The sequence below is a fragment of the Faecalibacterium langellae genome, from assembly GCF_002549775.1.
GTDB classification, from domain to species: Bacteria; Bacillota; Clostridia; order Oscillospirales; family Ruminococcaceae; genus Faecalibacterium; species Faecalibacterium langellae.
In genome coordinates, this window is the sequence record NZ_NMTR01000004.1 from 1 (window position 1) to 25,551 (window position 25,551).

Below are 25,551 nucleotides of genomic sequence, written 5' to 3' on the forward strand. Positions count from 1 at the left end.
GAGCAGAGCCACAGGAAAATTGCGGAGAAATCGCTTGAAGAGAGGAATTTTGTCTAATTTGATTATAGCATATCTTTTGGAAGAACAAAATACTTTATGTACGCCGCCCGCAGGCGGCAAAGATTAGTCCGGGGGAAATTCCAGTTCGGCAAACTCCGCATCGGTCAACAGTTTCAGCTTTTCGATACCCCCCTCCGACAGTTCCCGCAGGGCAGTTTCGTCAGGCATCAGGTAGCACTGCATGAGCCGCAGTTCGTGGATAAGCCCCATCCGGGTGCCGGTGTTGTAGAGCATCATCAGCATGAGTTCTTCATGGTTAAAGTTCATGGCCGCTCCTTTCTTTTTTACATCCGCCGGGATTGCACTCCGGGGCATCGCACTTTTCTTTGAGATTCATCAGCACCGAAGGACGTTCCGGCTTTGTATCCAGAAACCCCGGCAGTTCCTTGAAGCCGATGCTGTCCACATAATGCACAGATACCTCGCCATTGCGTTTGATTGCAATCACATCGCTGACGGACAGGCTGTGCCCCTCAAAATCCTGCGGGCGGGAGATGTTGAACATCTGAAACAGTTCTTCCAGAACCTCGTTGTCCGGCACATCCTGCCACATGGCGGGCAAATCAGCATAGTAGGTGACCTCGTAATGCTCCGGGTCTGGCGTTTTGCCCCGACGATGCAGTTCCCGCATGGAAGCAAATCTTTCATCGAGGATTTTTTCGTCATGCCGCAGCTGCATCACCATATAAACATCGCACCCTGCGTTCAGAAACTTCTGCGGGATGTCCGTCATGGGCTCACCGTCAAAATTCTGGTTCCATTTTTGCTGCATCGTCTACCTCACAGTTCTGGTGCAGAACGTGCAGACGATTTTGGCGCAGACGTATCACTTGCCATTTCTGCCAGCTTTTCCAGTGTGGAAGGGCGATGGTCTGCACTCAGTTTCTCGGCTTCCGCAACTTTATCCATGACTGCATCGTAGTCCTGCAGTAGCCGCCGGCCCTTTTCCATGTGGTGCGCTTCCAGAATCTGCTCACGGGCTTCCTGAATAGTCAGTTCCGGGGCATCCAGCTGCCCACCGTCCATCACAGAATAATCGCTGTGGTAGAGGGTGTAGTCCCATCCATCCTCACAGGACTGGATTGCAAGGTAGCCTTTGCCGCCCAGTTCCCACGCCGCCTGCTCGTCCTGTGTCTGAATCTCCGGGTAGAAGTCTGCATGGTTTCGTTCCATGACCTCGGCAAACTGGCAGATGTGGAACACATTGCCCAGACCGCCCATGTCAAAGTGATAATCATCCAGATGTTCCAGCCGTGCCGTAAAGCTGCGCCCATCCGGGTAATCCACCTGTACAACTCCGCCATCTGGAATGCGGTAGAGGTCGTCATAGTGGCTGTTGATGAGACGAATATCCTTCGGCAGCGTTTCCGGCTCCCAGATGCGCCGTCTGCCGATACCAGCTTGCGGGATGTTTTCGAGGATCTTTACGCTTTCCTGTTGGATGGCCTTGCGGTCATCGTCCGAAAGTTCAAACAGATACCAGTTCCGGGCGGCAGGAATGGCGTTCCTGCCATCGGGCGGCAGGTTCTTTTCCGAGATCTGCCCGCTTTCCAGCGGCTCACCAGTTACCTTGTTATAAGTGGCAAAGCCGACCCCTGCACCGTTTTCTCGGAGATGCAGATAGCGTTCATCGTTGATAAGGTAGACCGCTTCTTTTATCTGCTCCATCAGCACCCACCTTCAAATTCCAGCGAAAACTTGCTGCGGCCATCGGGTTCAGTGCTCAGCAGGACGGTGGCGTTGTAGGTCTTGCCCTTGGCGCTCTTGCAGTCCTTCAGCCGGACACGGCCATCCCGCAGCAGCTTGTCCGCCATTCGGCCATCCAAACGCTTGCCCAGACGCTTAAAGAACGCATTGTCCTTCCACAGCACGAAACGGCAAGGGTTGGATTCACAGAACCAGCCTTTTTCACGCTCTACAACATTTGCACCGCAATTCGGGCAGACACCAATGATTTTGTTTTTCATAAGCGCATTCGCTCCTTTCGCAGCCTCGGTGGTCGTTACCAGCGAGGAAATCATCTCTTTAATTTCAGTCATAAAAGTTTCCGACTCCATTTCGCCGCGTTCGATTTGCAGCAGCTTTGTTTCCCAATCGGCGGTCATTTCCGGGGATTGGATTTCTTCGGGCATCACGGTGATGAGGGCTTTTCCCTTGTCGGTGGGCAGCAGCACCTTGGTTTTCTTGGTGCCCTTGCGCTCCAGAAAGCCCTTCTGCACCAGCTTTTCGATGGTGGCAGCTCTGGTTGCTGGAGTGCCGATGCCCTGACGCTCTACACCCTCCGGCATACTGTCTGCACTGGCGGTTTCCATCGCATGAAGTAGAAGGTCCTCGGTGAAATGCTTCGGCGGGGACGTTTGACCTTCTTTCAGTTCGGCATTGAGGATGCCGCACTCGTTTTCCGCTGCATTGGGCAGGGCGGTGAGTTCCTGTTTTCGGTTCAGGATGTCTGCCAGCACCTTGCGTTCCACCGCTTTCCAGCCTTCCTCCAGAACCTCCTTGCCCTTGGCGGTAAACTCCTCCCCGGCACATTCGGTGGTCAACATGGTTTCCAGATACCGGAAGGGTTTGCCTACCGCCATCAGCGTCCGGGCAATGATGAGTTTCAGGGCGTTCTGCTCGCCCTTGGGCAGTGCGTCCAGATTGGCTTGCAGCATACTGCGAGTGGGCAGAATGGCGTGGTGGTCGGTGACTTTTTCCCTGTTGACGGTGCGCCGTGTCCGGGGCACCGCCTCGTCCACATCTTCCGGGGTAATGTTGAGAAACCTTTCCAGTTCCTCAGTCAGTTCCTCCAGCATTTCCTCGTCATCGTCGGTGATATAGCAACTATCAGTTCTGGGATAAGTGGTAAGTTTCTTCTCATACAGGTTCTGCACATAGTCCAGCGTCTGCTGTGCGCTGTACCCCAGCAGGCGGTTGGCATCCCGTTGAAGGGTGGTTAGGTCGTACAGCGGCGGCGGATTCTCGGACTTTTCCTTGCGGGTGATGCGCTGGATCGTTGCCACCATCTCCTTTCGGCAGGCTTCCAGCAGGTTCTCTGCAACGGTTTTTTCAGGAATGCGGTGGCTGGATGCCGTGCAGCCGCTGGTCAGTTCCAGATCCACCGTGTAGAATTTCTCTGGCGTGAAGGCGGCAATGGCAGCTTCCCGCACCACCGTCATGGCAAGCACCGGGGTCATAACACGCCCCACCGCCAGCGGTTGACCGTACAGACACGAAAAAAGCCGGGAACAGTTGATACCAACCATCCAGTCGGCACGTTCCCGGCAGAGTGCTGCATTGTACAGCGCATCGTATTCAGTTGACGGTTTGAGGTGGGCAAAGCCCTCCCGGATGGCAGATTCCTCCATGCTGGACAGCCACAGGCGGGAAAAGGGCTTTTTGCAGCCTGCTTGCTGATACACCAAGCGGAAGATCAGTTCTCCCTCGCGCCCTGCGTCCGTAGCACAGATCACGCTGTCCACATCTGGGCGGTTCATCAGGTCTTTCAGGATACCAAACTGCTTTTTGGTGGATGCAGACACAAGGTACTGCCACTTTTGCGGCAGGATGGGCAAATCTGCAATGCTCCACTTAACATACTTGGCATCGTAGACATTAGGCGGAGCCAGTTCCACCAGATGACCAACGCACCAGCTTACTAGATAGCCGTTACCCTCCAGATAACCGTCTTTGCGGTTGGTGGCACCGAGGACTTTGGCGTAGGACATGGCAACCGAGGGCTTTTCTGCTACAACTAGAATTAAAATAAGCGTTCCCTCCAATCTGTTTTCATTTGGATATGTACGGCGGCAAAACGCCGCCTTAAAATCAGATGGGTTCGGTATCTTCCTCACTGGGTTCCTCCGGCTCGTCCTCGGTGGGAATTTCAAAATCACCCTTGTCCTCGGTGTAGTTTGCATCGGGGTCAAGGGCTTCTTTTTCGGCCTGCTTTTTCTGCTTCTGCTTCGCAAAGGCATAGAAAACGCCGCCTACCGCCAGCGCAATCAGCACGACCGCACCCAGAAAGCCGGACGCGATCTTTGTGACCTTGTTCTCCTTGGGCTGTTCCGTGCCGGATGCTGCCGCTTCTTCGGCGGCTTTTTTCGCTTCTTCCTCGGCTTTCAGCTTATCCTGTTCCGCCTGCGCCGCCGCTTCTTTTTCAGCGGTATAAGCATCGGCAGCATCTTCCTCCATCAGAGCCAGAAGGTCGGCTTCGTCCACAAGGTTCATAAAGTGGACGGTCTGCTGCCCTTTGGCGTTGCGGTCAATCACCAGATAGAAAGTCGCACCCGACTTCGACACCAGCGTAATGAACTGCTGTCCACTGCCATCGGAATAGTCGGTGTGATAGTCGTCTACCAGCGTCAGATTGCCCTCCGGGGTCAGGACACCAGAGGTTTCGTCCGTGACGGTGACAGTATCTTCCTCCTCCACGATTTCCGGCAGAACAGGCTGTTCCACCGGGGTGGAATCGCCCTCAAAGGCAAAAGCGGGAGCTGCCATGCCGATGCACAGCACCGCCGACACCAGCAGTGCGCCAAATCTCTTAATCTTCATCCGAATCATCCTCCTTGTCGAAAGTTGCGCCCACAGCGGCCAAAGCAGCCGGGTTCGGGGTGGTAGTGGCAGACTGCCGCAGCAGGGCGGCAAGCTGTTCCGGGCTGACCTTTGCACTGCGCACCATTTCGTTCACTTCGGCGGCTTCGGCCTCCTGAATCCGCCGTTCCAGAATTTCAATGCGGTTGTTCAGCTTGATGCGCCGCTCTTTCTCTTTTTCGAGCATCGCGCGCAGCTTTTCCAGTTTTTCGCTCATAGTAAACCCTCCATTTCATTTTGAAAGCCGCCCAAATCCTGCGAGATGCTTCTCCCAGTAGGACGAGTGGATATTTGCGTATTTGATGGGGTCTCCGGCACTGACCATCATGCCATTGCCGAGATAGATCCCGGTATGGCTCATGCCGGGGGTGTCGTAGGTGCCTTTGAAAAAGACCAAATCTCCGGGCTTTGCTTCGGCTTCGCTGATGTGCTGGCTCTTGTTCCACAGGCCGTTGGCGGTGGTGCGCCCCACATCGTAGCCGTTCTGGTTGTAGACCCAACAAACGTAGCCTGAACAGTCAAAGCCAGTTTCCGGGGTAGAACCGCCCCATACATAGGGCGTGCCCACATACTTTTGGGCTTCCTTGTAGATGGCGGCAAATTCGCTGTCGGTCAGGGCTTCTGCCGGAATCTGATAATCGATGCCCGGTGTGCCGGAGCCATCGGAACCACCGGTCGGCAGACCACCGTTGAACAGGTAAGGCCGACCACCCAGTGTGTCCTGAAAGATTTCGTAGCGTTTCCACTGGTCAGCATCCAGTTCCTCCCGGATAACGACCTCCAGCCCTTTGTTCACCAGCTTTGTGTGAAAAATGCGGTACTCGTAGGGCACCTGCGTGGGAACCGGGATTCCTGCCGGGCTGATGACCCAGACCGTCTTATACCGTATCTGCACCTCCACCCATGTGGTCAGCTTGTACTGCTTTTTGAAGGTCTCCTTCAGCTTGCCCTGCACCTCTGACCGGGTATAATCGTCATATAGAGTCGTGAGAAAAGAGGTCAACTGCCATGGGTCATGCTCGATGGGGTCGAGATGGTACTGGTACTCGTTGTAGCCGGGGTGGTCGGCGGGGGTGCGCTTGATTTTCTTATCCAGTTCCTTTTCCAGCTTCTTGTAATCCTGTTCTGCGCCCCGGATGTCCCTGTCCTCGGCGGAGTACATGGTCTGCCCGGACACCTGTGTGCCGCCGGAAAAGAGGATGCCGCAGGAGGAAAAGCCGGACATCACCATCAGGATGAGCAAAAGAAAAACGCCCACGATTACCAGAACGTGTGCGTTGCCCTTGGCGGCATTCATCAGCCCTTTCACAGCGGTGCTGACGGCAGTTTTGCCTTTCTCCACCGCCTGTTCCACGCCGGACCGGGCAGCAGATGCACCGTTGGATACCGCCTTACCGCCTGCGGTCTGCGCCGCTGTGCCCGAACGGGCGGCGGCATAATAGCTCTGCCGGATGTTCTGCTTCTGCCGCCACCGGGAGAGCCAGTTGGAGCCTCCCTCGCCGGTGCCGGATGCGCCTGCATCTTGTGCCGCAGTCGGCTCTCGTGCAGAAGATTTTGCGGTTTTGGTGCCCTTCTTGCCCTGCATCTTGGCTTTCTTTTTCAGCTTCCGGGCATAGCGGCTCTTGGCAATATCGTGGGTGGTCTCGGCGGCTTTTTCGCCCTCGCTCAGAGCCTGCACACCGACGTTTTCATCCTCGTACTGATCAACCTCCCGATGCACCGCAGACCGGGCGGCATGGGCGGCGTACATTTCCCGCTTCTGCGCCTTGCTCAAACGGCTCAGTTCGTCCGGGGTCAGTTCGGCCTTGCCGAACCGCAGGTGCTGGGCTTTTTCGGCAGTCTTTTCTGCATCGGTTTTCAGCTTTTTCTTTTTGGGCACCGACTGCTCCACCTTGGTTTTCTTCGGGGGAGAACGGGTCTTTTTGGCAGACGGCTCCTCTCTGAGATTCAGCTTCGGTTCACTCATTTCTGCGCCCCCTCCGAAACCTCCCCCAACTTGGTGGTCATGATCCGATAGAGTTCCAGATCGGTGGGGAAGCGGTCAACGAAGGGCAGAATGACGTTGCCGAAGAACAGCAGCCCCTCGCCCTCGCCGGAGTGGGTCACATAGGAAAGCTGGTGGGGCGAGATGTTGAGCTGCTTTGCGAGAATTTGCCGGTCTCCCGCCGCCTGATTCAGCATGATGATCATGTCGCTGTTCTCGAAAATATTCTCGACCTCACGAGAAGAAAGAAGGTCTTTGACGTTCTGGGTTAATCCAGTCGGAATACCGCCCCACTTACGGAAACGCTTCCAGATTTCCACGGAATAAGCGGCGGTCTGCTCCTCTTTCAGCAAAAGGTGCATCTCATCCATATAATACCGGGTAGACTTGCCGCTGCTGCGGTTTGCCGTGACACGCCCCCAGACCTGATCCTGTACGATGAGCATACCGAGCTTCTTCATCTGCTTGCCCAATTCCTTGATGTCATAGCAGACGATGCGGTTGTTGACGTTTACATTGGTTCTGTGATTGAACAGATTCAGGGAGCCTTTCACATAGATTTCCAGAGCCGTGGCAACATGGTGGGCTTCTTTCTCGTCCTGTTGGAGTAGGGCGTTGTACAAATCCTCAAGGATGGGCATATTCTCCGGGCAGGGGTCCGCAAAATATTTGCGGTAGATCAGATGCACACAGCGGTCGATGACAGTTTTCTCCACCGGCAGCAGCCCTTCTTTGCCGCCCACCACCAGTTCACACAAAGAAAGAATAAAGTCAGCTTTCAGGGAAAGCGGATTATCTTCCTCCGAATAGTTGGCGTTAATGTCCATGGGGTTGATGAACTGGGTGCTGTTGGGGCTGACTTTGATGACCTGACCCTCCAAACGATTCACCAGCGGCGAGTATTCGCCTTCGGGGTCGTTCACAATAATATCATCATCCGTCACCAGAAACGCATTGGCAATTTCACGCTTTGCCGAGAAACTTTTGCCGGAGCCGGGCGTACCCAGAATCAGGCCGTTGGGATTCTTCAGCTTCTTCCGGTCCACCATGATCAAGTTGTTGGACAGGGCGTTCAGGCCGTAATACAGGCTTTCTTTGCCGGACTGATACAATTCCTGCGTGGTAAACGGAATAAAAATTGCCGTGCTACTGGTGGTCAGACCGCGCTGAATCTCGATCTGGCAGTCTGCCAGCGGAAGCGAGGACATCAGCCCCTGTTCCTGCTGGAAGTCCAATCGGCACAGGTTGCAGTTGTGCTTCTGGGCGATGGAGCTGGCCTGAAAGACGTTGTTTTCCAGTTCCTGCTCCGTGCGTCCAGTGTTCAGCACCAGAAAGGTGACAAGGAACATCCGCTCGTTCTGGCTCTGCAATTCCTTCAGCAGGGCTTTGGCATCTCTGCCGTAGGTCGCCAAATCCGACGGAATGATGTCAATATCATATCCGGCACGGATGGCTTTCTTCTGCTCCTCGATCTTGCTGCGATCCAGTTCCGTGATGGTGCGCTTGACCGTCTTAATGGCCTTGTTCTGGTCAACAGACTGGATGTGCATGGTGACGATCTGGGAAGAATCCATGTCCAGAAAATCCTTCAAAAGCTGGTCGCTGATGTCGGATGCCGTGATGCTCAAGAAACTGGCGGCGCAAAAAATGCCGCCCATCTGGAACGTCCGGGAGTTTTTGAAGGCAAAGGCGGTGGGTGCAATGGCATCCTTCACGGACAGCCCGCTTTTCACGAGGTCTTTCCAGTCAAAATGAAACTTGCTGGCACCGTCCATGTTGAACATATCGTGCATGAGTTTCAGCCGCTGGGCACCGTTCAGGGGCTTTGCCTGCACCCCCAGCCGGTGGAAGTTGTTCAGCAGGTCATTCTGGATGTGGTCGAGCCGGGGCTTGACCTGTGCCATGCTTTCGCCCTCCACACCAAAGGTGATGAATTTGGTCTTAGTCAGACCATTATTGCCCTTGGCAAGCTGCTGCCGCAGCATCTGGGAATACTCCGCACGAACATCGTCAAAGCCGTCTTTCTGGTACGGAATGCGGATGCTCTTTTCAAACTCGGTGCTGTCGGTTGCCATGTTCACAAAGGACAGCTCAAATTTGATGCTGGAATCAAAGAAGTTCAGAAAACTGCACCATTCCTCAAAAATCGCAGTCTTATCCTCCTGCTGTGCCAACTGATAGTTGATGTCCTGATACTGGATGGTGCGGGTGTAGTAGTTTGCTTTCACCCGGCAGGTGCCATCCTCAAACATCCGCTGCATGGGGATGGATTGCTGGGCGGTTCGGGGCACAGTGGGCTTTGTGTTCTGCCTGCGCTTCTGCGCAGACTGCGGCTTGCTGTGCTTACCGGTCTTTTTCCAAAACGGGATCATGGGTCATGCCTCCTTTCATCAAAATTGCATAGTAGTTGTTGGTCTTGTAGGGGCGAATCTTCGGGCGGAGAAACCGGGACTGCACATAGTACGACAGCAGCTTTTCCAAAGGCTGACCGTTTTTCTCGTACATTCCAAGAAAGAACGCTGGCAGCATCACCGCCATCATGCCGAGGGTGGCGGCAGTGTTGCCGCCGGAATCCCGGAGTACAAAAAACAGCGGCACCCCAATGAGAGCCGCTGTACCGAAACAAAGCAGTTGCCGTTTGGTCAGGTTGAACGCCACTTTGGATTTGACCTTGGTCAAATCACGGGGCACGGAAATATACGCAGCCAAGTAAGCACCTCCTTTAATGCGCTCCGAGGACGGATTTCGTCACGGAGCTGGTCTTGAACAGGCTGAAACAGAGCAGGACGGTGTAGCCCACAATGCTCCAAATGGAGTTGATTGCATCCCCGGAAATCGCTACGCTCTGGATCAGCACCGCATAAATCGCCACGCAGATGAGGATGAGAAAGCCCTGAAAGCCCAGTGCGAACAGGCATTTCAAGTAGTTCTGCCCCATGTGGCTCTGCTCGTGGTTGCCGAAGGTCGCCATGGGGATGGGCGCAAGGCTTACCATGCAGTAAATTTCGATCATACGCCCGTACACGATGACAAAAATGATGATGCTCAAGATCCGCATGGTGATGCCGATGAAGAAACTTTGCAGGAACAGCCCGAACAGGGGGCCTATGTCCATCTGCATCAGGCTGGCTTCCAACATCGACAGGCCAATGTCGTTGACACGGGCGTTCCCCGTGATGATACCTCTGGAATCGGACACCACCTTCTGGGTGATGTCGAACACCGCCATCACAATATCGAAGGTGTTGCTGATGAGCCACACCGAAACAGCGGTCTTGAAAATCCAGCGCATGATGAGGGCAGGCTCGAACTGCGCCATGTTGTTGTGTTGGGTGATCATCTCGATCAACTCATAACAGGCAATGAAGGTCAGGATGATGCCCGCAATGGGCAGCACCACATTCCGAGAAAGAGCTTCGATCATTGCGAAAACGCGCGGTTCAAAGCTGGAGGGCTTGGTGCCCACCTGCTGGGCGATATTGCCGACCTGCGTGTTCACATCATCGAACAGGCCGGAAAGATTGGACATAATGCCTGCCGTCAGGATGCCTTTGATCCAGTCAGCAATGGCTTTGAGAACGGTTTCCATTCAGCAGTCACCGTCCTTAGCTGAAGTGGTTGATGAGGGTCTTGAGCAGGTTCAGGAGAAAGATAATGTGAGTCAAAAACTGCATAGAAAACACTCCCTTTCAGTTATCAGGTGGATATTCGATGCAATGCGCTCCTTATGATAAAGGGCTGTTATCCGCAGCAGAGATGGAGCGATTGCGTATGTACAGGCGGGAAACCCCGCCTGCGGCTCTTAGCCGAACAGACCAGACAGCAGAGGAATCAGGGTGATGCCCACCAGAGCAACGCCGCCGCCAGCCATGAGCTGCTTCATGCCCTGAGACTTTGCTGATGTGCGATAAAGAAGTAATAGAAGTGTAAAAAATTTTGCCGTTCCTATCCGGCACTTGGCCATTGTGTCGGATAGGTCGGGCGTTAGGCTTCGGGCAAGTCAATTTTGCCGACAAAGCTGTAATAAATCTCAATGTCCTGCCTGCGGGTGCCGTTCTCGTCATAGCTGCACTCATGCACGACGATTTTCTCAATCATTTCCCGCAAGAGGGTGGGTGTCAATTCCTCAAAGGCAAGGTGCTTGCGGACAATCCCCATGAATTTCTCGGCGTTAACGGTGGCCGCCTGCGACTTGTCCAGTTCCGCCTGCAATGCGGCGGTGCGGTCTTTCAGTTCCCGCTGCTCCTGCTCATAGTCTGCCGACAGTTCCATGAAACGCTCGTCGCTGATTTTGCCGTTCACATTGTCCTCATACAGCCGCTTGATAATGCGGCTCACTTCGGCAATCCGCTCCTGCGCCTGTTCAAGCTGCTTGGTGGCTGCGGCGGTCTTTCTCTTGCCGCCGATTTCGTTCTGCTGGATCAGCAGCTTTACAAAACGGCTCTCGTGCCTGGCAGCATACTCCGTCACTTGCCGGAGATTGGAGAGGACACCGGCGGTCAGCAGGTCGGTGCGGATAAAGTGCGCCGTACAGTCGCGGGTGCGCTTCTTGTAGCTGCCGCAGATGTAACAGTCCTGCTTGCGGTTCTTGTTCTGATACCGCTGCTGGTACATCACATGGCCGCAGTCGGCGCAGAACAGCATACCAGAGAACAGCCCCACTTCGTCATAGCGGTTCGGGCGTTTGCGCTGCTTGCGTAACTCCTGCACACGCTCCCATGTTTCCGTGTCAATAATCGGCTCATGGTGGTTCTCAAAAATGGCCTGCTTCTCAATGGGATTTTCTACGCTGTGCTTGGTCTTGTAAGAGGGCTTTTCCGTCTTGAAGTTTACCAGACAGCCGGTGTACTCCCGGTTTTCGAGGATATGAACGACGGTGTTCGTCGCCCATTTACACTCATAGCCGGGGTGGTAGCGGCGTGTGCTGCCTGTCCTGCGGTATTCCAGCGTCCCCGGCGTGGGGATTTGCTGTTCCGTCAGCATACGGGCAATCTTGGTCGGGCCGTTCCCCGCAAGGCAAAGCTGGTAAATCTGCTGGACAACCGGCGCGGTTTCCTCGTCAACGATATAGTTCTCGTCCTCGTCCATGAGGTAGCCATACACCGGCTTGCTGGTAACGGGCTTGCCGCTCATGCCTTTTGCTCTTTTAACTGCCTTGATTTTCTTGCTCGTATCTCTCACCAGCCATTCGTTGAACAGATTTCGCAGAGGGGTAAAATCATTGTCCATGCCGCCGTTTGCGCTGTCCACATTGTCGTTGACAGCGATAAAACGCACGCCCTTTTGAGGGAACAGCATTTCCGTGTAAAACCCTACCTGCAAGTAGTTTCGCCCTAACCGGCTCATGTCCTTGACAATGACCGTACCAACTTTCCCGGCTTCAATGTCCGCAAGCATGGCTTGAAATCCGGGCCGCTGGAAGTTCGCGCCGGAATAACCGTCGTCGGTGTACCAGCGCAGATTGGTAAAGCCGTTCTGTTTTGCGTAGGTTTCGAGTATCCTTTTTTGGTTCGATATGGAATTACTCTCGCCTTGCAGCTCGTCCTCATGGGACAATCTCGGATAAAGGGCGGTAATGAGGTTTTGGGTGGCTTGTCTTAACATAAAATCCTCCGTTTCTGACAGCCAGCCCCACTATTCCGTGGTTTCATTGTACCACGGAACAGCGGGGGCTGTACAGCGGCAAAAGCGTTAAATTTGCTTCTTTACAGTCGGTCAAATTGCCGGTTTTTGCGTAGCAGCGGCTTCCGCTTCCAGTACCCGCGCCATTTTGTCGGCGGCGGTGGTCGTGGTATCTTTCTTGAAATAGCCGGACACGACAAGGACGGAATTGCCCATGCGGATTTCCGTCACGCAGTCGGGGCGGCGGGCGGTGCGGGTGTCGTGCTGCTTGTTATCTGCCATAGGCAATACTCCTTTCAGTCGGTAATCAGTTTCTTCATGCTCTCCATTTTCCGCTTGGCGGTTTCCTGCCGGAAGTTGTCGCCGGTAAAGCGTACCGGGACGCACATGGAAAGCAGCCGGTCATAAATCCGGGAATGGGCGGTGTCCTCCGGGTTTCGCAGGTCGTCCAGCGTGAGGTTGGTCGTGACGATCAGCGGCTTGCCGCTGCGGTAACGGCTGTCAATCACATTGAAAACCTGTTCCAGCCCGTAGTCGGTGCCGCGTTCCATGCCAAAGTCGTCAAGGATCAGCAGCGGATAGCGGCAAAGGCGGGAAATGTACTCGTTGCGCCCCTCAAAGCTGGCGGCAAGGTCATTGAGGATCAGGGCAAAGTTCGTCATGTGGACGGGGATTTCTTTCTCCATGAGGGCGTTTGCGATACAGCCCGCAAGGTAGCTTTTCCCGGTTCCTACGCCGCCCCAGAACAGGCAGCCGATATTGTCTGTCCGCATATCCTCCCAATGCTCCACATACCGGCGGGCAAGCCCGGCCTGCGGGTTCCTGCCGTTGTCATTCTCGAAAGTCCAGTCCCGCATGGCGGGGTCGGTAAAGCCCCGGCGTTTCAGTTCTTCCACGGTGTCAAGGTGCCTGCGCCGCTTTTCGGCGGCTTCCCGTTCCTCGCGGGCGGTTTTCTGGCAGTCGCACTCTGCCGGGTGGCGGTCGCGCCCGAAGATAGCGGCCTTATCCGGCGCAAAATAGGCTTCTTTCGGCTTGCGGCACTTGCCGCAGTACAGCAAACCGTCCTCGCCGGTGTAGTCCTCCGGCTCCGGGGTGGTGGCCGTCATATTCTCCAAAACAGCGTTGATTTCGTTCTTCATAAACTCTCGCCCTCCTTGCATGAGTAGTCTGGTATGCCCTTTTTCGGGGCTTTCTTAGTTGCGTCCTCCTGCGCCCATTTGTAGATGGTGGCGGCATGGCTCTTGTATCGCTTGCCGCTGGACGCGATATGGCAGGATAGCCGGTCAATGTAATAGTCCCATTTGCCGGGCAGGTCTGCTTTCAGCCCGTCCAGTTCCGATTGCGAAAGAAAAACATTTTCATACCGGCCATAGGCGGCGCGGGCGGGTTGTCCCGTATCTAACTCTCGCTCTCTCTCTTTTTCTATCTCTTTCTCTATCTCTATCTCTGGTGGACAAATGTCCGCTTGATATGGTGGACATTTGTCCGCCCCGGCCTTTGGCAAGGCTTTCTGCTCCTGCAAAGCCAGCCTTGCCCGCCGTTTTCGCTCCCCCTCGGTAGAGGATTGGCCGATCAGTAGTTCAATGTTGCTCATATACAGTGCGCCGTTCTGTAACGGCTCCACAAGCCCCAGCTTCATAAAAATCTGCAAGGCCCGTTCTACGGTGCCGACTTGCTGACGGGTAATGGTGGCAATCATCTGCGCGGTGTAGGGGATATTTTCATCAAGCTGCAACTTCCCGCCGTTTTTCAGCGATTTCAGGTACAGTTTCAAGAGGATGTTGGAATAGAGGATACCGTCCTGCATACTTTCCAGCAGCACAATGGCGTCCTCGTCAAAGTAATTCTCTTTCAGCTTGAGGTAGTAGTATTTTCGGTTGTCTGACATGGTTCCTCCTTTGGGTGGATTTGGGGTGTTTGTACGCATTTAGAACGCCGTTTCCGGGGGAAAAGGATAAATGTATCGCGTACCCTTTGACACCCACGAAAAAAGCCTTGATTTATGCGGGTTTGAAAGGCTCTAAAGCGTGACATCTCTGCCTTTGTTTCCGCTTTCTCTCGGCGGCGCGGATTTTCTTCATGCGCCCGGCGCAGTCGGGGCAGTATTTCCCCCGGTTGGATTTGGGGACAAAGGCCGCTCCGCAGACGGCACACCGTTTCCGGCTCCCCCGGTATAAGAGGGCTGCGGACAGCTCCCCGTCAAGGGGCAGGACAGCCACACGGAACCAGCGGCACATGAGGGAAAGGGAAATGCTCTGGACGCACACGCAAGGCTCCCCGTCGTCTAACAGCAGGCAGTTCCCCTCGTCGTAGTTACAGCACTCATGTACCAGCCGCCGCGCCCGCCGGTGCTGGCGGTAGTCCATGCGGGGCAGGTTATCGCTCATGGCTCTGCTCCTTTCTGCGGTGCGGCTCGTCCCGGCGCAAAATCTGGTTGATATTCCGCTTGACGGTCTGCAACTCCTTGAACCGCTGCTTCTGTTCGTGATAGGTGTTATACAGGCCGTCTTTCTCGGAGATAAGCTGCTCGATCTCGGCCTGCAACGCTTTCCGGGCGGGCAGCTTGGTAATGCCATGCGCCTTGAAATACCGGGCGGCTGCGTCGGCTATGATAAAATCGCTCTCATGGGCCTGCCGGTATGCGGCGCGGGCTTTCTCGGATTTCTGCGCTTTCAACCCGTCGCGGGCGGGCTTGGTCTGGGCGTAGGCCAACACCTGCCGCTGCAACTCCTTTTTCCCTTGCAGCTTGGTTTCCAGTGCTTTCAGTTCGCCGCTGGTCTGGCGCATTTCCGCATAGGCGGTATCAACGGCGGCTTCTAACTGCTCCGGGGAAGTAAAGCCGTACTGCTGGTAGACGGACAGCGTTTTGGCGGCCTGCTTCAGATTGTGTATCTTCGCCCAGCGTTCATAGCCCCGGCCTTTGCCCTCGGCCATTTTCTGCTCAATGTCCACAAGCCGCTGCACTCCGTCCTGTTTGGGGGCGGTTTGAGGGGCTTTTGCGGGCTGTATGCCGCGTTTCTCCTGCCAGGGGTATTCAGGTATGGCTGCGGCCTTTTCTATGGCTCTGGCGGCATTCTGCTCCAAAACGGCAAGGACGGCGGTGCGGTCAAAATCGTCGCCCAGCTTCCGGGCGGTGATGGGCTTTGTCCTGTCCGGCGTGAGATAGGACAGCCGCCCCCGGCTCTCCTTGACGGTCACACCCTCCCGCAGCAGCAGAGAGGAAAACTCGTCAAAGCTGGCGGCGGTGGCAAGGGCTTTCCGTATGGTCTGCCGCAGCTTTTCCTTGTTCGTTTCAAACTTGGTCTGCCGGGGCGTGATACCATCGGCAATCATGGGGGCGTTCTGCTTGTCCAGCGCGGCTTGTCCCTTTTTCTGCGCCCAATACTCCCGGTCGGTGATGCGGTTCTTGCTGCCGTTCAAGAGGTCGATTTGGTAAAGCTCCTCCCGGTGGCACATCTCCATGACTTCGGATTTGAAGTAGCGCAGGGCAGCGTCGGTACATCGGTGCTTGCAGCCGGCTTTCGTGTCGGCTGGCCTGTCCATGTAGGGCAGGAACGGCACTTCCTCAATCCGCAGGCTGTTTATGACGATATGCACATGAATGTTGCCGCTGTGGTTATGCCCGTCCGGGTGGGTGCAGACAAGGGCTTGGTGGCCGGGGAAATGTTCTTTACAGAATTGCTCCCCCAACGCCTGCGCCCGGTCTACGGTCAGGCCGTTGTCCGGCCCGTCCCGCGGGTCAAAGCTGATGATGTAGTGGTGGCTTTTCACATCTTCCCGCCGCTGGTTTTTCTCATAGCGGAGATTGGCCCGCATACACGCAACGGCAAAATCCTCCCCGCCGCAGTTCAGCGTAGACAGCCGGTAGTCCTCGCGGGGGATAAGCCTGCCGGTTTCATCAAGGACGGGCTTCATGGTAAATTCGTCATGCTCAAAGAGCAGGTATTGTTCGGCGGCTCCGTAGTCGGCGTTTTTAGAGTTGATATGTTTGAGTGTTGCCAACCGCGTCACCTACTTTCTTTAAGACTTCATACTTGAGGGCGGCAAGGTCGGCTATGGCGGCGCGTACCTCGCCGGACAACGCATGATAGGGCGCGCCGTACTCGTTCAGATACCGGGCAATCTGGTTGAGGTTGCCGCCGATCCTGCCGTACTCGGCTGCGAGCTTCCCGACAGCGGAGAGCAGTTCGTCATTGACCGACGACACATGGAGTACGGGGCGTATGGTGGTACGCCGTATCGCCTGCCGGAGAAATTCCGACTGGCTGATACCATAGGGCGCAAGCCGCGCTGTGAAGTCGGCGTATTCATCTTCGGTCAGCCGGGTTTTCACAACGCGGCTGCGGTGGGGTGTGTTGTATTTTTTTCGCATGGTCGTGACCTCCTTTCTTGCCGCATGAGCGCGGCGGGGATAAGCGGCGCAAGCCGCATAGCAGGGTTTGGGGAAGGCACTCCCCAACAAGTTTCCCGCGAGGGGCAAAACCGCAGAATTGCGGATTTTGGCACCGTGGTAGAAACTTGCTCTCCGTGACTGCAAACTTTCTCTCACTTCCGTCCGCCACTTTTTTGGAAAACTGCAACCACAAAAGTTTGTTTCTCTTTTTCTGCTACTACTAATCCTGTAAAGGGCATTCCTGCCCGCTTTCGCTAAAATGACACCGGACGCAGTGGTTTCTACCCGGTGTTGGAGAAATCCTTTCTCTTTGCCCTCTACTACGGGTAAATGCTCCAAATGCCAAACACCAGGGCAGAAAAATTCCCTCCTCGCTTACTACTACAACCGGCAGGGGGCAAAATGGCCGGGAGCGGAGCCGGACAACAAAAAAAGCAGTAAATCTTTTTCAAGACTTACTGCTTTCGCTGGCCGCGTCGGTGGCGGCTGGTATTCAGTTTTTATGACTTGTCCGGTGGTTCGTCAAGCCGGAACTTGAATTGACAGTCAATTAACCGCTGCTTTACATAGTCCTCCACCTCGGCGTTGACCTGCCCGTTCACTTTTGAGAAATAGCGGATATATCCGGCGTAGTGGAGCAGGACAGCGTTCACGGCTTCTGGGTCGCCCTCACGGGCTTTGAGGATTGTTTCATAGGGGAGAAGTCTACTCATACCGGCTCACCCCCATTTCTTCGCGTAGCCGCTGCAAGGCAAGCTGGATATGCCGCCCCGCTGTGCTGCGTGACCGGCCAATACACGCGCCGATCACGCGCTGCGGCTGGCGCAGAAAGTAATAGCGCAGGATTTCTTCCCGCGTCTGCTCCGGCAAAACAGAGATCGCGTCGGCAAGGGCGGCGTTGCAGAGCAGGACGGTCTGACCGCAGACGGTAAATGGGTATTCCTCGTCCGGCTCCGACGCGGCAAACTGGACAAACTTCTCGTTCATCAGATAGTCAAGGGAATTGTGCGTTCTCCTCCCAGATTTTTTTACTTTCCTCTGTTCCCATGTTCTCTCCCACTCCCCAAATTTGCTTTTTTGCTTCCATTAAATCTTCCTTACTATATTCCATTGTTACCCTCCATAACTTCTGATTGTTGCCGTCTTGACGATTATGTATCTTTACATTACCTTCTGAAACATATGGCGCACCTTGTCCAGGCGGCTGTTTGGACGGCGGGGCTGGATGACCGGCTGACCGACAACGGCCTGATATCCTTTCAGCTCTGTAAGGCATACGCTCCGCCCGTTGGTGTAAAAGGCCAGATCAGTACGGTATGCCTGTATACAGCGGGCGGGAATCTCGCCAGTAAAGACAACTTCATCCTTTTTTACCTGGGCCGTTTCGATGGTGGCACAGTATTTCGGTGCATCATGATAAGCCCTGGAAAGGTATTCCTGGGGCGCATAGAGGATGAAGGAGAGATAAGGTTCCAGCAGCTGCGTCCCCGATTCCTTCAATGCCTGTTCCAATACAATCGGGGCCAATGAGCGGAAGTCCGCCGGCGTGCTGACCGGACTGTAATAAAGCCCGTATTCAAAGCAAATCTTACAGTCCGTTACGTTCCAGCCGAACAAGCCCTGCTCCAGCCCGTAACGGATACCATCCCTGACAGCGTTTTGAAAACTCTGGTTCAAGTATCCCAGCGAAACCCGGCTCTCGTATTGTACACCGGAGCCAAGCGAGAGTGGTGTAACAGACAGTCCTATGGATGCCCAAAACGGGTTGGGCGGCACCTCGATATGGATGGTGTGGCTGGCTGCTTTGAGCGGCCGCTCCATATAAATGACGGAGGGTTCCTTTACCACTGTTTCAAGCTTGTATTTTTCCGACAGCAAAGCGGAAACAACCTCCAACTGCACCCGGCCCAAAAAAGAAAGAATGATCTCATGGGTGATGGAATCCACTTCGCAACGCAAAAGCGGGTCAGTATCCGCAAGTTGCGTAAGAGCGTCCAGCAGCCGTTCTCTTTGCGCTGCCGTTTTCGGCGCAATCGTCGTCCGCAGCATGGGGAGGGGGTCCTCGCGCCACCTTTTACGAGGGAGCCGGGTTTGGTCCCCTAATACATCGTTTAACCTCACGCTGTCGCTGGGAAGGATAACAATTTCACCCTGATAAGCGGTGTCTGTCCGAACAATTTCCCCTTTGGATGGAATACGCATCTCTGTGATTTTCAGCTTTTCTCTCCCGGCCAGGGCCACCGTATCCCGCAGGCGCAGCGTTCCGCTGTATAACCGTAGATAGACACGCCGCTGGCCGCAATCGGTGTACTCAACCTTGAAAACGCTGCCGCATAGGGCGGCGCCCCCCTGTTCCCCAATCGGTTGGAACAGCCCTGTCACCGCATCCATCAACGGTTGAATGCCAAGGCCATTTTTGGCGCTGCCATGATAGACTGGGAACAGGGAGGCGTCTTGAACCCGCTGCTGTTCCTCCCGCGCAAGTTTTTCCCGGCTGATTGGTTCTCCTGCGATATACTTTTCCAATAATTCATCGTTATTTTCGATGACCGCATCCCATGCTTCTATGTCGGTATTTTCCTCCAGGACTATTTCCGGGGACAGCGACACCGTCTGCTTGATGATAATATCGGCGGAGAGCTTATCCCGAACAGACTGAACCACGCTCTGCAAATCAACGCCAGCCTGGTCGATCTTGTTGATAAAGATAACGGTGGGAATGTTCATTTTCCGCAGGGCATGGAACAGAATACGGGTCTGGGCCTGCACGCCATCTTTAGCGGAGATCACCAAGATGGCCCCATCTAAAACAGCCAAAGAGCGGTACACCTCCGCCAAAAAATCCATGTGGCCGGGCGTATCCACAATGTTAACTTTACATCTGTGCCACTGGAAGGAAGTGACTGCCGCTTGAATGGTAATCCCACGCTGCCGCTCCAAAAACATGGTGTCCGTCCTCGTTGTCCCTTTTTCGACGCTCCCCGGTTCTGAAATGGCTCCGCTGGCATATAGCAGGCTCTCCGTCAAGGTCGTCTTTCCAGCGTCTACATGGGCAAGAATTCCAATATTGATTATTTTCATGTGATTGTCCTCCCTTTACAGCCCCAAAGGGCATAAAAATCCCCAGCAGTAAAATACTTTTACCACTGGGGATTATAAGTTGCGGACATACACATATACAGCATACACCTGTTTGTGATTGCTGTTTTTGGGGATATGTCAAAATTGATAAGGCAAAAGTATTCTTAAATTGGGTACAAAAAACTAAGCCCCTACAAAAGGAGCTATCATAATCCTTTGTTCCCACTATTTGATTATAGTTTTATTTAAGAAAACCTTGCCGCATATTTTTTACTCCTTTTCTGGTTTAAATCATTGTATCACATCAGTTTTAGGAAAGCAAGTACCTAAAAGAAATTTTTCTTCCCCTTATATGTAACAATCATACCGGCTTCCTAGCGTTCAGAATGTTTTCTGCTGTCTGCTGTGGTGTTTGGTTGGAATTGTCCAACCAAAAGCCGATCCGTGGTGTTGTCTGCATTTTACTAAATACAAATTCAATGTATACAGAAAGATATAAGGAGTGGGAGGGATTCCGCCGTAGTTGGCATTGTAGGAAAATCCAAAAGTTTAGATTTTCCCACAATGCTTATCTTTTGGTCTTTGGTTCGGAATAGTGTAGTGCTGGCGGTCTATCTCTTGTTTTCGGTTGCTTGCTTCCTTACCGTACATGAGCATTTGCGGAGGGGTTATCGCCGCCGTAACCCTCCATCAGGTTGACGGCACCCCACACGCCCAGACCGGCACCCAATGCCACGACCAGAGTCTTCAGAACGTCCACTGCGCTGTTAAAGAATTCCATAGAAAAATCTCCTTTGTTTTGAAAAAGTGACCCTGCACACACCTGAAATCCGTTTGCAAAAAGCCGAAAACCACGGCGAAGGCTGATTTTCCGGTGTACCTGTTGGGTCAATGGGTAAAAAATAACCGCTCGTCTTATCAGGCGGGCGGGAGTGAATCAGCATCCACCATGACAAAGGTATCGTCTGGGTGGATTTTTTCTTTTCGGTTCAAGAACTTCTCGATATCGAGTGCGTTCTTGGGGTCATAGTCGGAGGTGTACTTGTAGTTCGGGTGCTGGGTCAGGTCGTACTTGTCGCTCATAAACGGGCGCACACCCCGCAATTGCAGGATGCACTTGCCGCCATCCAGCACCGCCAGTTCATCCCGGCTCATAAGTTCGTGACCGAGTTTTTGATAGTTGGTGCCATAGCTTGGGCTATTGCCACGGGTATCGGAATTGTTGTAGCTGTCGATGGTTTCCTTGCCGAGTGCTTCGGCAAGATCTTTCAGGGTGGTAGGCTCACTGCCGCCGAGGAAAATCTGGCTGTCCATATTGCCCACGATGGTATCCGCATTATCTTTGTAGATGGCTTTCAACTGGCTGCGGGTCTGCAAGACCAGACACGCCGAGATCTCACGGCTGCGGATGGTAGCCACCAGCTTTTCCAGATTGGGAATCTGCCCGATATTGGCGCACTCGTCGATCAGACAGCGTACATGGATGGGCAGCTTGCCGCCGTACACATCATCTGCCTTGTCGCACAGCAGATTGAAAAGCTGGGTGTAGACCATCGAAATCAGAAAGTTGAAGGTGCTGTCCGTATCGCTCATGATAAGGAACAGCGCCGTTTTCCGGTCACCTAGCTTGTCCAGCGCCAGCTCATCGTACATCGTTAAATCACGCAATTCTTGGATGTCGAAGGGGGCTAATCTGGCACCACAGGAAATGAGGATGGATTTTGCGGTCTTGCCAGAGACGAAAAGTCAAGGACTTTTTCATCAAATTCAAAAAGAAGTCACATTTTGCGGACTTCTTCACGGAGCATACGCTTGATTTTGTCCTCCATCGTCTCCTTGGCGGTCTCGCTGAAATGGACACGGACGATATAGGTGGTCTTGCCAATCTGCTTTCTGACAGTCGGGCAAGTGGTGGTGTTGGTTGCGGTATTGTTCATTCAAAATCCTCCTGTAAATGAAAAAGTGCCCGGTAACTATTCATCATCGGGCGGTGTCGGTATGAGGGAACAAGGCAAGGCGGCAACATTAAGGTATCTATAAAAACCTTGCCGTCTTTGCCACGCTTGCCGTGTTCCTGTTGTCAGTCTCGGAGATAGCAGACCCATGCTGTGCTGTCTTTCTCGGTCACAAGCCTGTCTCCGATACGGCTCTTTGCCGTTCTCATGGTGCGTGAGGAAATCCCACGCTCATTGACTGCCTTTTCCAGCTCTGCACTCGGCATACGCTTTCCGTTTGCAAGCAATTCCAGAATGAGCATTTGCGCCTGTGCGGTCTTGCTCTCGGTCTTTGCGGTGTCTGTCCCGGCAAGAAGCTCGTCAGCGGTAATGTCATAAGCCCCTATCCACTCAAAGCCTTTCTCGTCTCCCAGAGAAAAGGCAAGGGACTGTCCGGGCGGCGCAAGGGAGCTTTTCTCATGGATAAGTACCCTTGTTGTGGGGCTGTCCCTCAGCTTGCCAATAAAGAGCAGACTGCGGACTGCCGCCGTAATGTCGATAGACCCTAATCCCCGGTAGGTGCTTTGCGTTCCTGCGGCTTTGTTGAGGTGTCCGATCAGCACGATAGCGCACCCGGTAGCCTGTGCAATGTCTCCCAGACTGCGGAATATCGGGCGCACTTCATTTGCCCGGTTCATGTCCACATCTGCGCCCAGAAACGCCTGCACCGGGTCAATGATAACCAGCCTTGCGTTGTTCTCACGGATTGCCCTTGCTATGCGCTCATCGGCAAGGGTCAGCGGCGTGTCTCTATCGTCAATGACAAGTACTCTTTCAAGGTCTGCGTCCGCTTCCATCAGCCGGGGCTTAACGGTATCGCCCAGACCGTCCTCGGCGGTCTGATAGATGATATTGAAAGGCTCAAGTGTCTCCATACCGGGTAAAGGCTTTCGATTGGTGCAAGCCGCCGCAAGGCGCATAGCAAAGTAGGTCTTGCCCTCGCCGGGATTGCCCTGGATAATTGTCAGCTTTCCAAAGGGGATATACGGAAACCATAGCCAATCCACGCTCGTCAGCTCCACATCTGCCATGCGGAGCATGGGGACAGGCTGGGCGGTGGGCAGCTCTCGCAGCGTGATTGTCTCGGCTATGAATTTGCGGCTGGGAATGTCCCCTTGCTGACGGAGAACATCGTTCCAGTCTTTCCTTGCCGGGACAAGGCGAATGACGGCGATCTCGCTGGGAATGTCCTGCGCCAGTCGGAAGCAGGCTTCACCTCCTGCGGTGTCGCTGTCAAGGCAGAGGAATACTTTTCGGGTGTCCTTGCGTTCAGAAAGAAAACGGTCAAGGGCTTTGCCCGAAACGCCGCCCAGGGCAAGATAATTTCTTGTCTGCCAATCCTGCGGATAAAGGCAGATAAAGGACAAAAGGTCAATCGGCGCTTCAAAAACAAAAAGCTGGTTGCCGTTTCCCTCATAGCGGAACGGATAGGACTTGTCAGACCCGGTAATATCCTGTCTGAATGGGTCTGCCGTTCCTCGCACATGGGCGTATCTCGGCGTACCGCTTCGGTCTCTGCCGACAAACACAACATTGTGCCGCTTTGCGTCCTCGTAAATATCCCCGGAAAGAAGAAAAGCCTCAACAAGCGTTTTGTTGAGACCTCGGCTTTCTGTGAGATATTGAATTGCTCTGTCGGCTGTTCGGTTGTGCAAGGGCAAGTGGAACGCTGTGGGCGGTGCTGTGGTGGCTTCGGTCTGCCCCTCGCCGCTTTCGCCGGTCAGGAGCTGGACGGCTTCGGGAAAGGACTTTCCGTAAAACTCCATGACAAAATCAATGGGATAGCCGCCCTTGCTCTGGCTGTGTCGAAACCACTTGTTTCCCCGGACGGTCAGGCTGTCATGTTCTTTCCAGCGGTATTCTCGTCCGCTTTTGATAAGTGTCTCTCCCTGTGTGCGGAGAAAATCTTCCAGTCTGACGGCGTTTGCCCGGTCAATCTGTGCTTGGGTGTAATTCATCGGGATAGTTCCTCCTTTTTCTGTCGTGTTTGGGGTCGATTTTGGAGTTTTTGTTCCTCTGTGCGCTCGTTAAATCGGGCGGCAGTATCTACACATGACTTGACCTTCCAAAGGCGGTGTAAATCGTCTCTGACGGTCTTAAACTCGCCATAGGTGGTGTTGTGCGCCTGTTCCAGCTCGTCATACTCGTCGGACAGCTTTTTCATATCCACCTTGCCGTCCGGGAACTCCTCGGTCAGCTTGCGTCTGGCGGTGTAGAACATTTTCAGCTCGTCGGCGTGTTCTGCCTTGTACTTGGCTCTGGACTTCTCAAACTTGATTTTCTGCAAGCCGTCACAGACAGGCTTCAAGCTCTGGAAGGTAGCGGAGTAGTCATAAAGCCGCTTGATTTCTTTCATTCGTGCGGTCTGCCCGTCCAGCGTTTTCTTCAAGCTCTCTGTGGTGGAGCTGTGTTCATTGACATGGCTTTCCAAATCTTCAAGGGTGTAAATGCCGTTTGCCCGGAGATAATTGAAAGTCTCGTTCATCTCCTTTAGGTTGCTGATTTTGCCTTTCTGGGAATAAGCCCCGGCTTTGCGCTGGGTGTAGTAGGCGTTCAGCAGAGAAACAAGGTCGGGGGTCTGCGGCTTGGCAAGCTCTGCTTTTGCTTCGGCAATCCAATCGAACAGGAGAGTGATTTTCTTCTTGATGTCCCGGATAACGGCATTGGTGGCTTTGATCCAGCGGTTGAACTCTCCCTTTTCGGTGCGTATGCCTTTCTTCTCCATTGCCCGGACGGTTGCGCCCTCATGGATGGTGGGAAGTAAATCCACGCCCTGCCGTTCATAGCTTCGGTGGTCGATACGGACAGTAAGACCTTTCTCCGCAAACTTGGCGTTGCACATTTCAGCCCATGTCTGCCGCCAGTGTTCCAGCGTTTCGGGACTGCCCCAGTCGGTAGTGGGAACGGCATTGAAAACAAACTCTCCGTTCTGGTCTCGGATGCGGTTGCCGTCCTCGTCCAGCGCATACACTCGGCGTTGCTTTAGTCCCCATGTGCCGTCCTGCTCGATGGGACGGATAGGACAGAGGAAATGAAAATGGGGGTTGGGTGTGCCGCCGTCCTCATGCTCCTTTTCGTGAAAGGAAACATCAACGGTCATGCCACGGCTCACAAACTGCTCCAACAAAAATTTCCTTGCCAGAGCGATGTTTTCTTCAAGGGAAAACTCATTCTGCAAGGAAATCTCAAAACTGTATGCAAGCTGTGCCGTCTTTCCACGCTCGGCTTTTTCCACGGCGTTCCATAGGGTCTGACGGTCTGCGTATTCTTTCGGTGCATGGGACGGCAGGAGAATGTCGGAGCATATCACGCCGCCCTTGCGGGTGTAGTCGCTGTATTCGCCATAATACTCGCTATACAATCGCTCCCCGGCACGGTAGGCGGCAGAAGCAATAGCGGACTGTCCTGCGCTTCGCTTAGTCTGCGTGACGCTCAGATGAAATAGTGCCATCGGCTTTCTGCTCCTTTCCTCTGCTCGCTTGGTTGATGTGGGTAATCGCCATGTGACGGACGGCTCGCTGGACTTCGGGCAGAGAAAAGATGTACTCCATCAGCTCCGTCATTTCGGTGCGTGTGAGATCTTTGAACTCCGGGGCAAGGCTCTCAATCGTGCCGCCCAGATTGCAAAGACGGTGGGTGCGCTTTTGTCTCTCGCCTTTCTCCAGATACTTCTTTCTGTTCTCCAGACGCTCCAGCTTGTGCTGTTCCTGTGCAAGCTGTGTCTCGACCTGTTCCTTTTCGGCTCGGAGCTGTTCAAGGTTTTTCGGTTTTGCCATTTTTCGTGACCTCCTTTTTTGAAAATGGGGATAAAAAAAGACCGTCAACTTTTCGCAGATTGC

The 25,551-nt window shown here is 54.0% G+C and carries 24 protein-coding genes and 3 pseudogenes; all 27 read right to left on the bottom strand.

All coding sequences use genetic code 11. The features are described from left to right. Positions 1-123: 123 nt before the first annotated feature. A complete protein-coding gene (locus CGS49_RS01235) occupies positions 124-327 on the bottom strand; it encodes a transposon-transfer assisting family protein (RefSeq protein WP_097800160.1) in 204 nt (67 codons plus the stop codon). After that, the gene (locus CGS49_RS01240; protein ID WP_097800161.1) at positions 317-832 is read right to left on the bottom strand and encodes a YodL domain-containing protein; all 516 of its coding nucleotides are present in this window, start codon (positions 830-832) and stop codon (positions 317-319) included. Before CGS49_RS01240 ends, CGS49_RS01235 begins: the two co-directional genes overlap by 11 nt. A gap of 8 nt (positions 833-840) precedes the next feature. Further along, entirely contained in the window at positions 841-1,728 is an 888-nt protein-coding gene (locus tag CGS49_RS01245) for an LPD16 domain-containing protein (RefSeq protein WP_097800162.1), read from the bottom strand. After that, on the bottom strand, positions 1,728-3,770 hold the full coding sequence (locus CGS49_RS01250) for a type IA DNA topoisomerase (RefSeq protein ID WP_242975297.1): 2,043 nt from the start codon (positions 3,768-3,770) through the stop codon (positions 1,728-1,730). The genes CGS49_RS01245 and CGS49_RS01250 overlap by 1 nt, the downstream gene beginning before the upstream one ends. Positions 3,771-3,870: 100 nt before the next feature. Then, positions 3,871-4,599 (bottom strand): DUF4366 domain-containing protein, encoded by a 729-nt coding sequence (locus tag CGS49_RS01255; protein ID WP_179859000.1) that lies wholly within the window; start codon positions 4,597-4,599, stop codon positions 3,871-3,873. Continuing rightward, positions 4,589-4,855, bottom strand: coding sequence for a DUF4315 family protein (locus tag CGS49_RS01260; RefSeq protein ID WP_097800163.1), 267 nt, complete (start codon positions 4,853-4,855; stop codon positions 4,589-4,591). Before CGS49_RS01260 ends, CGS49_RS01255 begins: the two co-directional genes overlap by 11 nt. Positions 4,856-4,870: 15 nt before the next feature. Beyond that, the gene (locus tag CGS49_RS01265; RefSeq protein WP_097800164.1) at positions 4,871-6,604 is read right to left on the bottom strand and encodes a C40 family peptidase; all 1,734 of its coding nucleotides are present in this window, start codon (positions 6,602-6,604) and stop codon (positions 4,871-4,873) included. Next, the gene (locus tag CGS49_RS01270) at positions 6,601-8,994 is read right to left on the bottom strand and encodes a VirB4-like conjugal transfer ATPase, CD1110 family (protein WP_097800165.1); all 2,394 of its coding nucleotides are present in this window, start codon (positions 8,992-8,994) and stop codon (positions 6,601-6,603) included. Before CGS49_RS01270 ends, CGS49_RS01265 begins: the two co-directional genes overlap by 4 nt. Next, positions 8,966-9,331, bottom strand: a complete 366-nt coding sequence (locus tag CGS49_RS01275; protein ID WP_097800166.1) for a PrgI family protein — start codon at positions 9,329-9,331, stop codon at positions 8,966-8,968. Before CGS49_RS01275 ends, CGS49_RS01270 begins: the two co-directional genes overlap by 29 nt. Before the next feature lie 13 nt (positions 9,332-9,344). Next, positions 9,345-10,211 carry a VirB6/TrbL-like conjugal transfer protein, CD1112 family gene (locus CGS49_RS01280; RefSeq protein WP_097800167.1) on the bottom strand — a complete coding sequence of 289 codons (867 nt, stop codon included), beginning with the start codon at positions 10,209-10,211 and terminating at the stop codon, positions 9,345-9,347. 213 nt (positions 10,212-10,424) lie between these two features. Then, positions 10,425-10,520: pseudogene (locus CGS49_RS14625) on the bottom strand (Maff2 family mobile element protein); the annotation flags it as partial. An 86-nt stretch (positions 10,521-10,606) separates the two neighbouring features. Then, positions 10,607-12,226: a recombinase family protein gene (locus tag CGS49_RS01290; RefSeq protein WP_074754402.1), complete on the bottom strand. Its 1,620-nt coding sequence runs from the start codon at positions 12,224-12,226 to the stop codon at positions 10,607-10,609. Between the two features lie 111 nt (positions 12,227-12,337). Next, a complete protein-coding gene (locus CGS49_RS01295; RefSeq protein ID WP_020995296.1) occupies positions 12,338-12,526 on the bottom strand; it encodes a transposon-encoded TnpW family protein in 189 nt (62 codons plus the stop codon). A 14-nt stretch (positions 12,527-12,540) separates the two neighbouring features. Continuing rightward, the gene (locus tag CGS49_RS01300; protein WP_074754404.1) at positions 12,541-13,383 is read right to left on the bottom strand and encodes an ATP-binding protein; all 843 of its coding nucleotides are present in this window, start codon (positions 13,381-13,383) and stop codon (positions 12,541-12,543) included. Further along, on the bottom strand, positions 13,380-14,132 hold the full coding sequence (locus CGS49_RS01305) for a phage replisome organizer N-terminal domain-containing protein (protein WP_074754406.1): 753 nt from the start codon (positions 14,130-14,132) through the stop codon (positions 13,380-13,382). Before CGS49_RS01305 ends, CGS49_RS01300 begins: the two co-directional genes overlap by 4 nt. A 112-nt stretch (positions 14,133-14,244) precedes the next feature. Continuing rightward, positions 14,245-14,610, bottom strand: a complete 366-nt coding sequence (locus CGS49_RS01310) for a cysteine-rich VLP domain-containing protein (protein WP_430407815.1) — start codon at positions 14,608-14,610, stop codon at positions 14,245-14,247. A gap of 10 nt (positions 14,611-14,620) precedes the next feature. Continuing rightward, a complete protein-coding gene (locus CGS49_RS01315; RefSeq protein ID WP_097800169.1) occupies positions 14,621-16,246 on the bottom strand; it encodes a relaxase/mobilization nuclease domain-containing protein in 1,626 nt (541 codons plus the stop codon). Then, positions 16,218-16,616: a plasmid mobilization protein gene (locus CGS49_RS01320; RefSeq protein ID WP_002584975.1), complete on the bottom strand. Its 399-nt coding sequence runs from the start codon at positions 16,614-16,616 to the stop codon at positions 16,218-16,220. Before CGS49_RS01320 ends, CGS49_RS01315 begins: the two co-directional genes overlap by 29 nt. 521 nt (positions 16,617-17,137) lie before the next feature. Then, entirely contained in the window at positions 17,138-17,350 is a 213-nt protein-coding gene (locus tag CGS49_RS01330; RefSeq protein WP_002586615.1) for a helix-turn-helix domain-containing protein, read from the bottom strand. Next, on the bottom strand, positions 17,343-17,624 hold the full coding sequence (locus CGS49_RS01335; protein ID WP_069988273.1) for a sigma factor-like helix-turn-helix DNA-binding protein: 282 nt from the start codon (positions 17,622-17,624) through the stop codon (positions 17,343-17,345). The genes CGS49_RS01330 and CGS49_RS01335 overlap by 8 nt, the downstream gene beginning before the upstream one ends. Positions 17,625-17,798: 174 nt before the next feature. Further along, positions 17,799-19,718 (bottom strand): tetracycline resistance ribosomal protection protein Tet(W), encoded by a 1,920-nt coding sequence (gene tet(W) / locus CGS49_RS01345; protein ID WP_097800170.1) that lies wholly within the window; start codon positions 19,716-19,718, stop codon positions 17,799-17,801. A 652-nt stretch (positions 19,719-20,370) separates the two neighbouring features. Then, positions 20,371-20,499, bottom strand: a pseudogene (locus CGS49_RS01355) (Maff2 family mobile element protein); the annotation flags it as partial. A 137-nt stretch (positions 20,500-20,636) separates the two neighbouring features. Beyond that, positions 20,637-21,455, bottom strand: a pseudogene (locus CGS49_RS01360) (VirD4-like conjugal transfer protein, CD1115 family); the annotation flags it as partial. 41 nt (positions 21,456-21,496) lie between these two features. Further along, positions 21,497-21,655 (bottom strand): transposon-encoded TnpW family protein, encoded by a 159-nt coding sequence (locus tag CGS49_RS01365; protein ID WP_081027740.1) that lies wholly within the window; start codon positions 21,653-21,655, stop codon positions 21,497-21,499. Positions 21,656-21,798: 143 nt separating this feature from the next. Then, entirely contained in the window at positions 21,799-23,670 is a 1,872-nt protein-coding gene (locus tag CGS49_RS01370; protein ID WP_055191777.1) for an AAA family ATPase, read from the bottom strand. Beyond that, positions 23,667-25,163, bottom strand: a complete 1,497-nt coding sequence (gene mobQ, locus CGS49_RS01375) for a MobQ family relaxase (protein WP_055191775.1) — start codon at positions 25,161-25,163, stop codon at positions 23,667-23,669. Before mobQ ends, CGS49_RS01370 begins: the two co-directional genes overlap by 4 nt. Next, complete coding sequence (locus tag CGS49_RS01380; RefSeq protein ID WP_055191773.1) at positions 25,129-25,488, bottom strand: DUF3847 domain-containing protein; 360 nt, start codon at positions 25,486-25,488, stop codon at positions 25,129-25,131. Before CGS49_RS01380 ends, mobQ begins: the two co-directional genes overlap by 35 nt. Between the last annotated feature and the right edge of the window lie 63 nt (positions 25,489-25,551).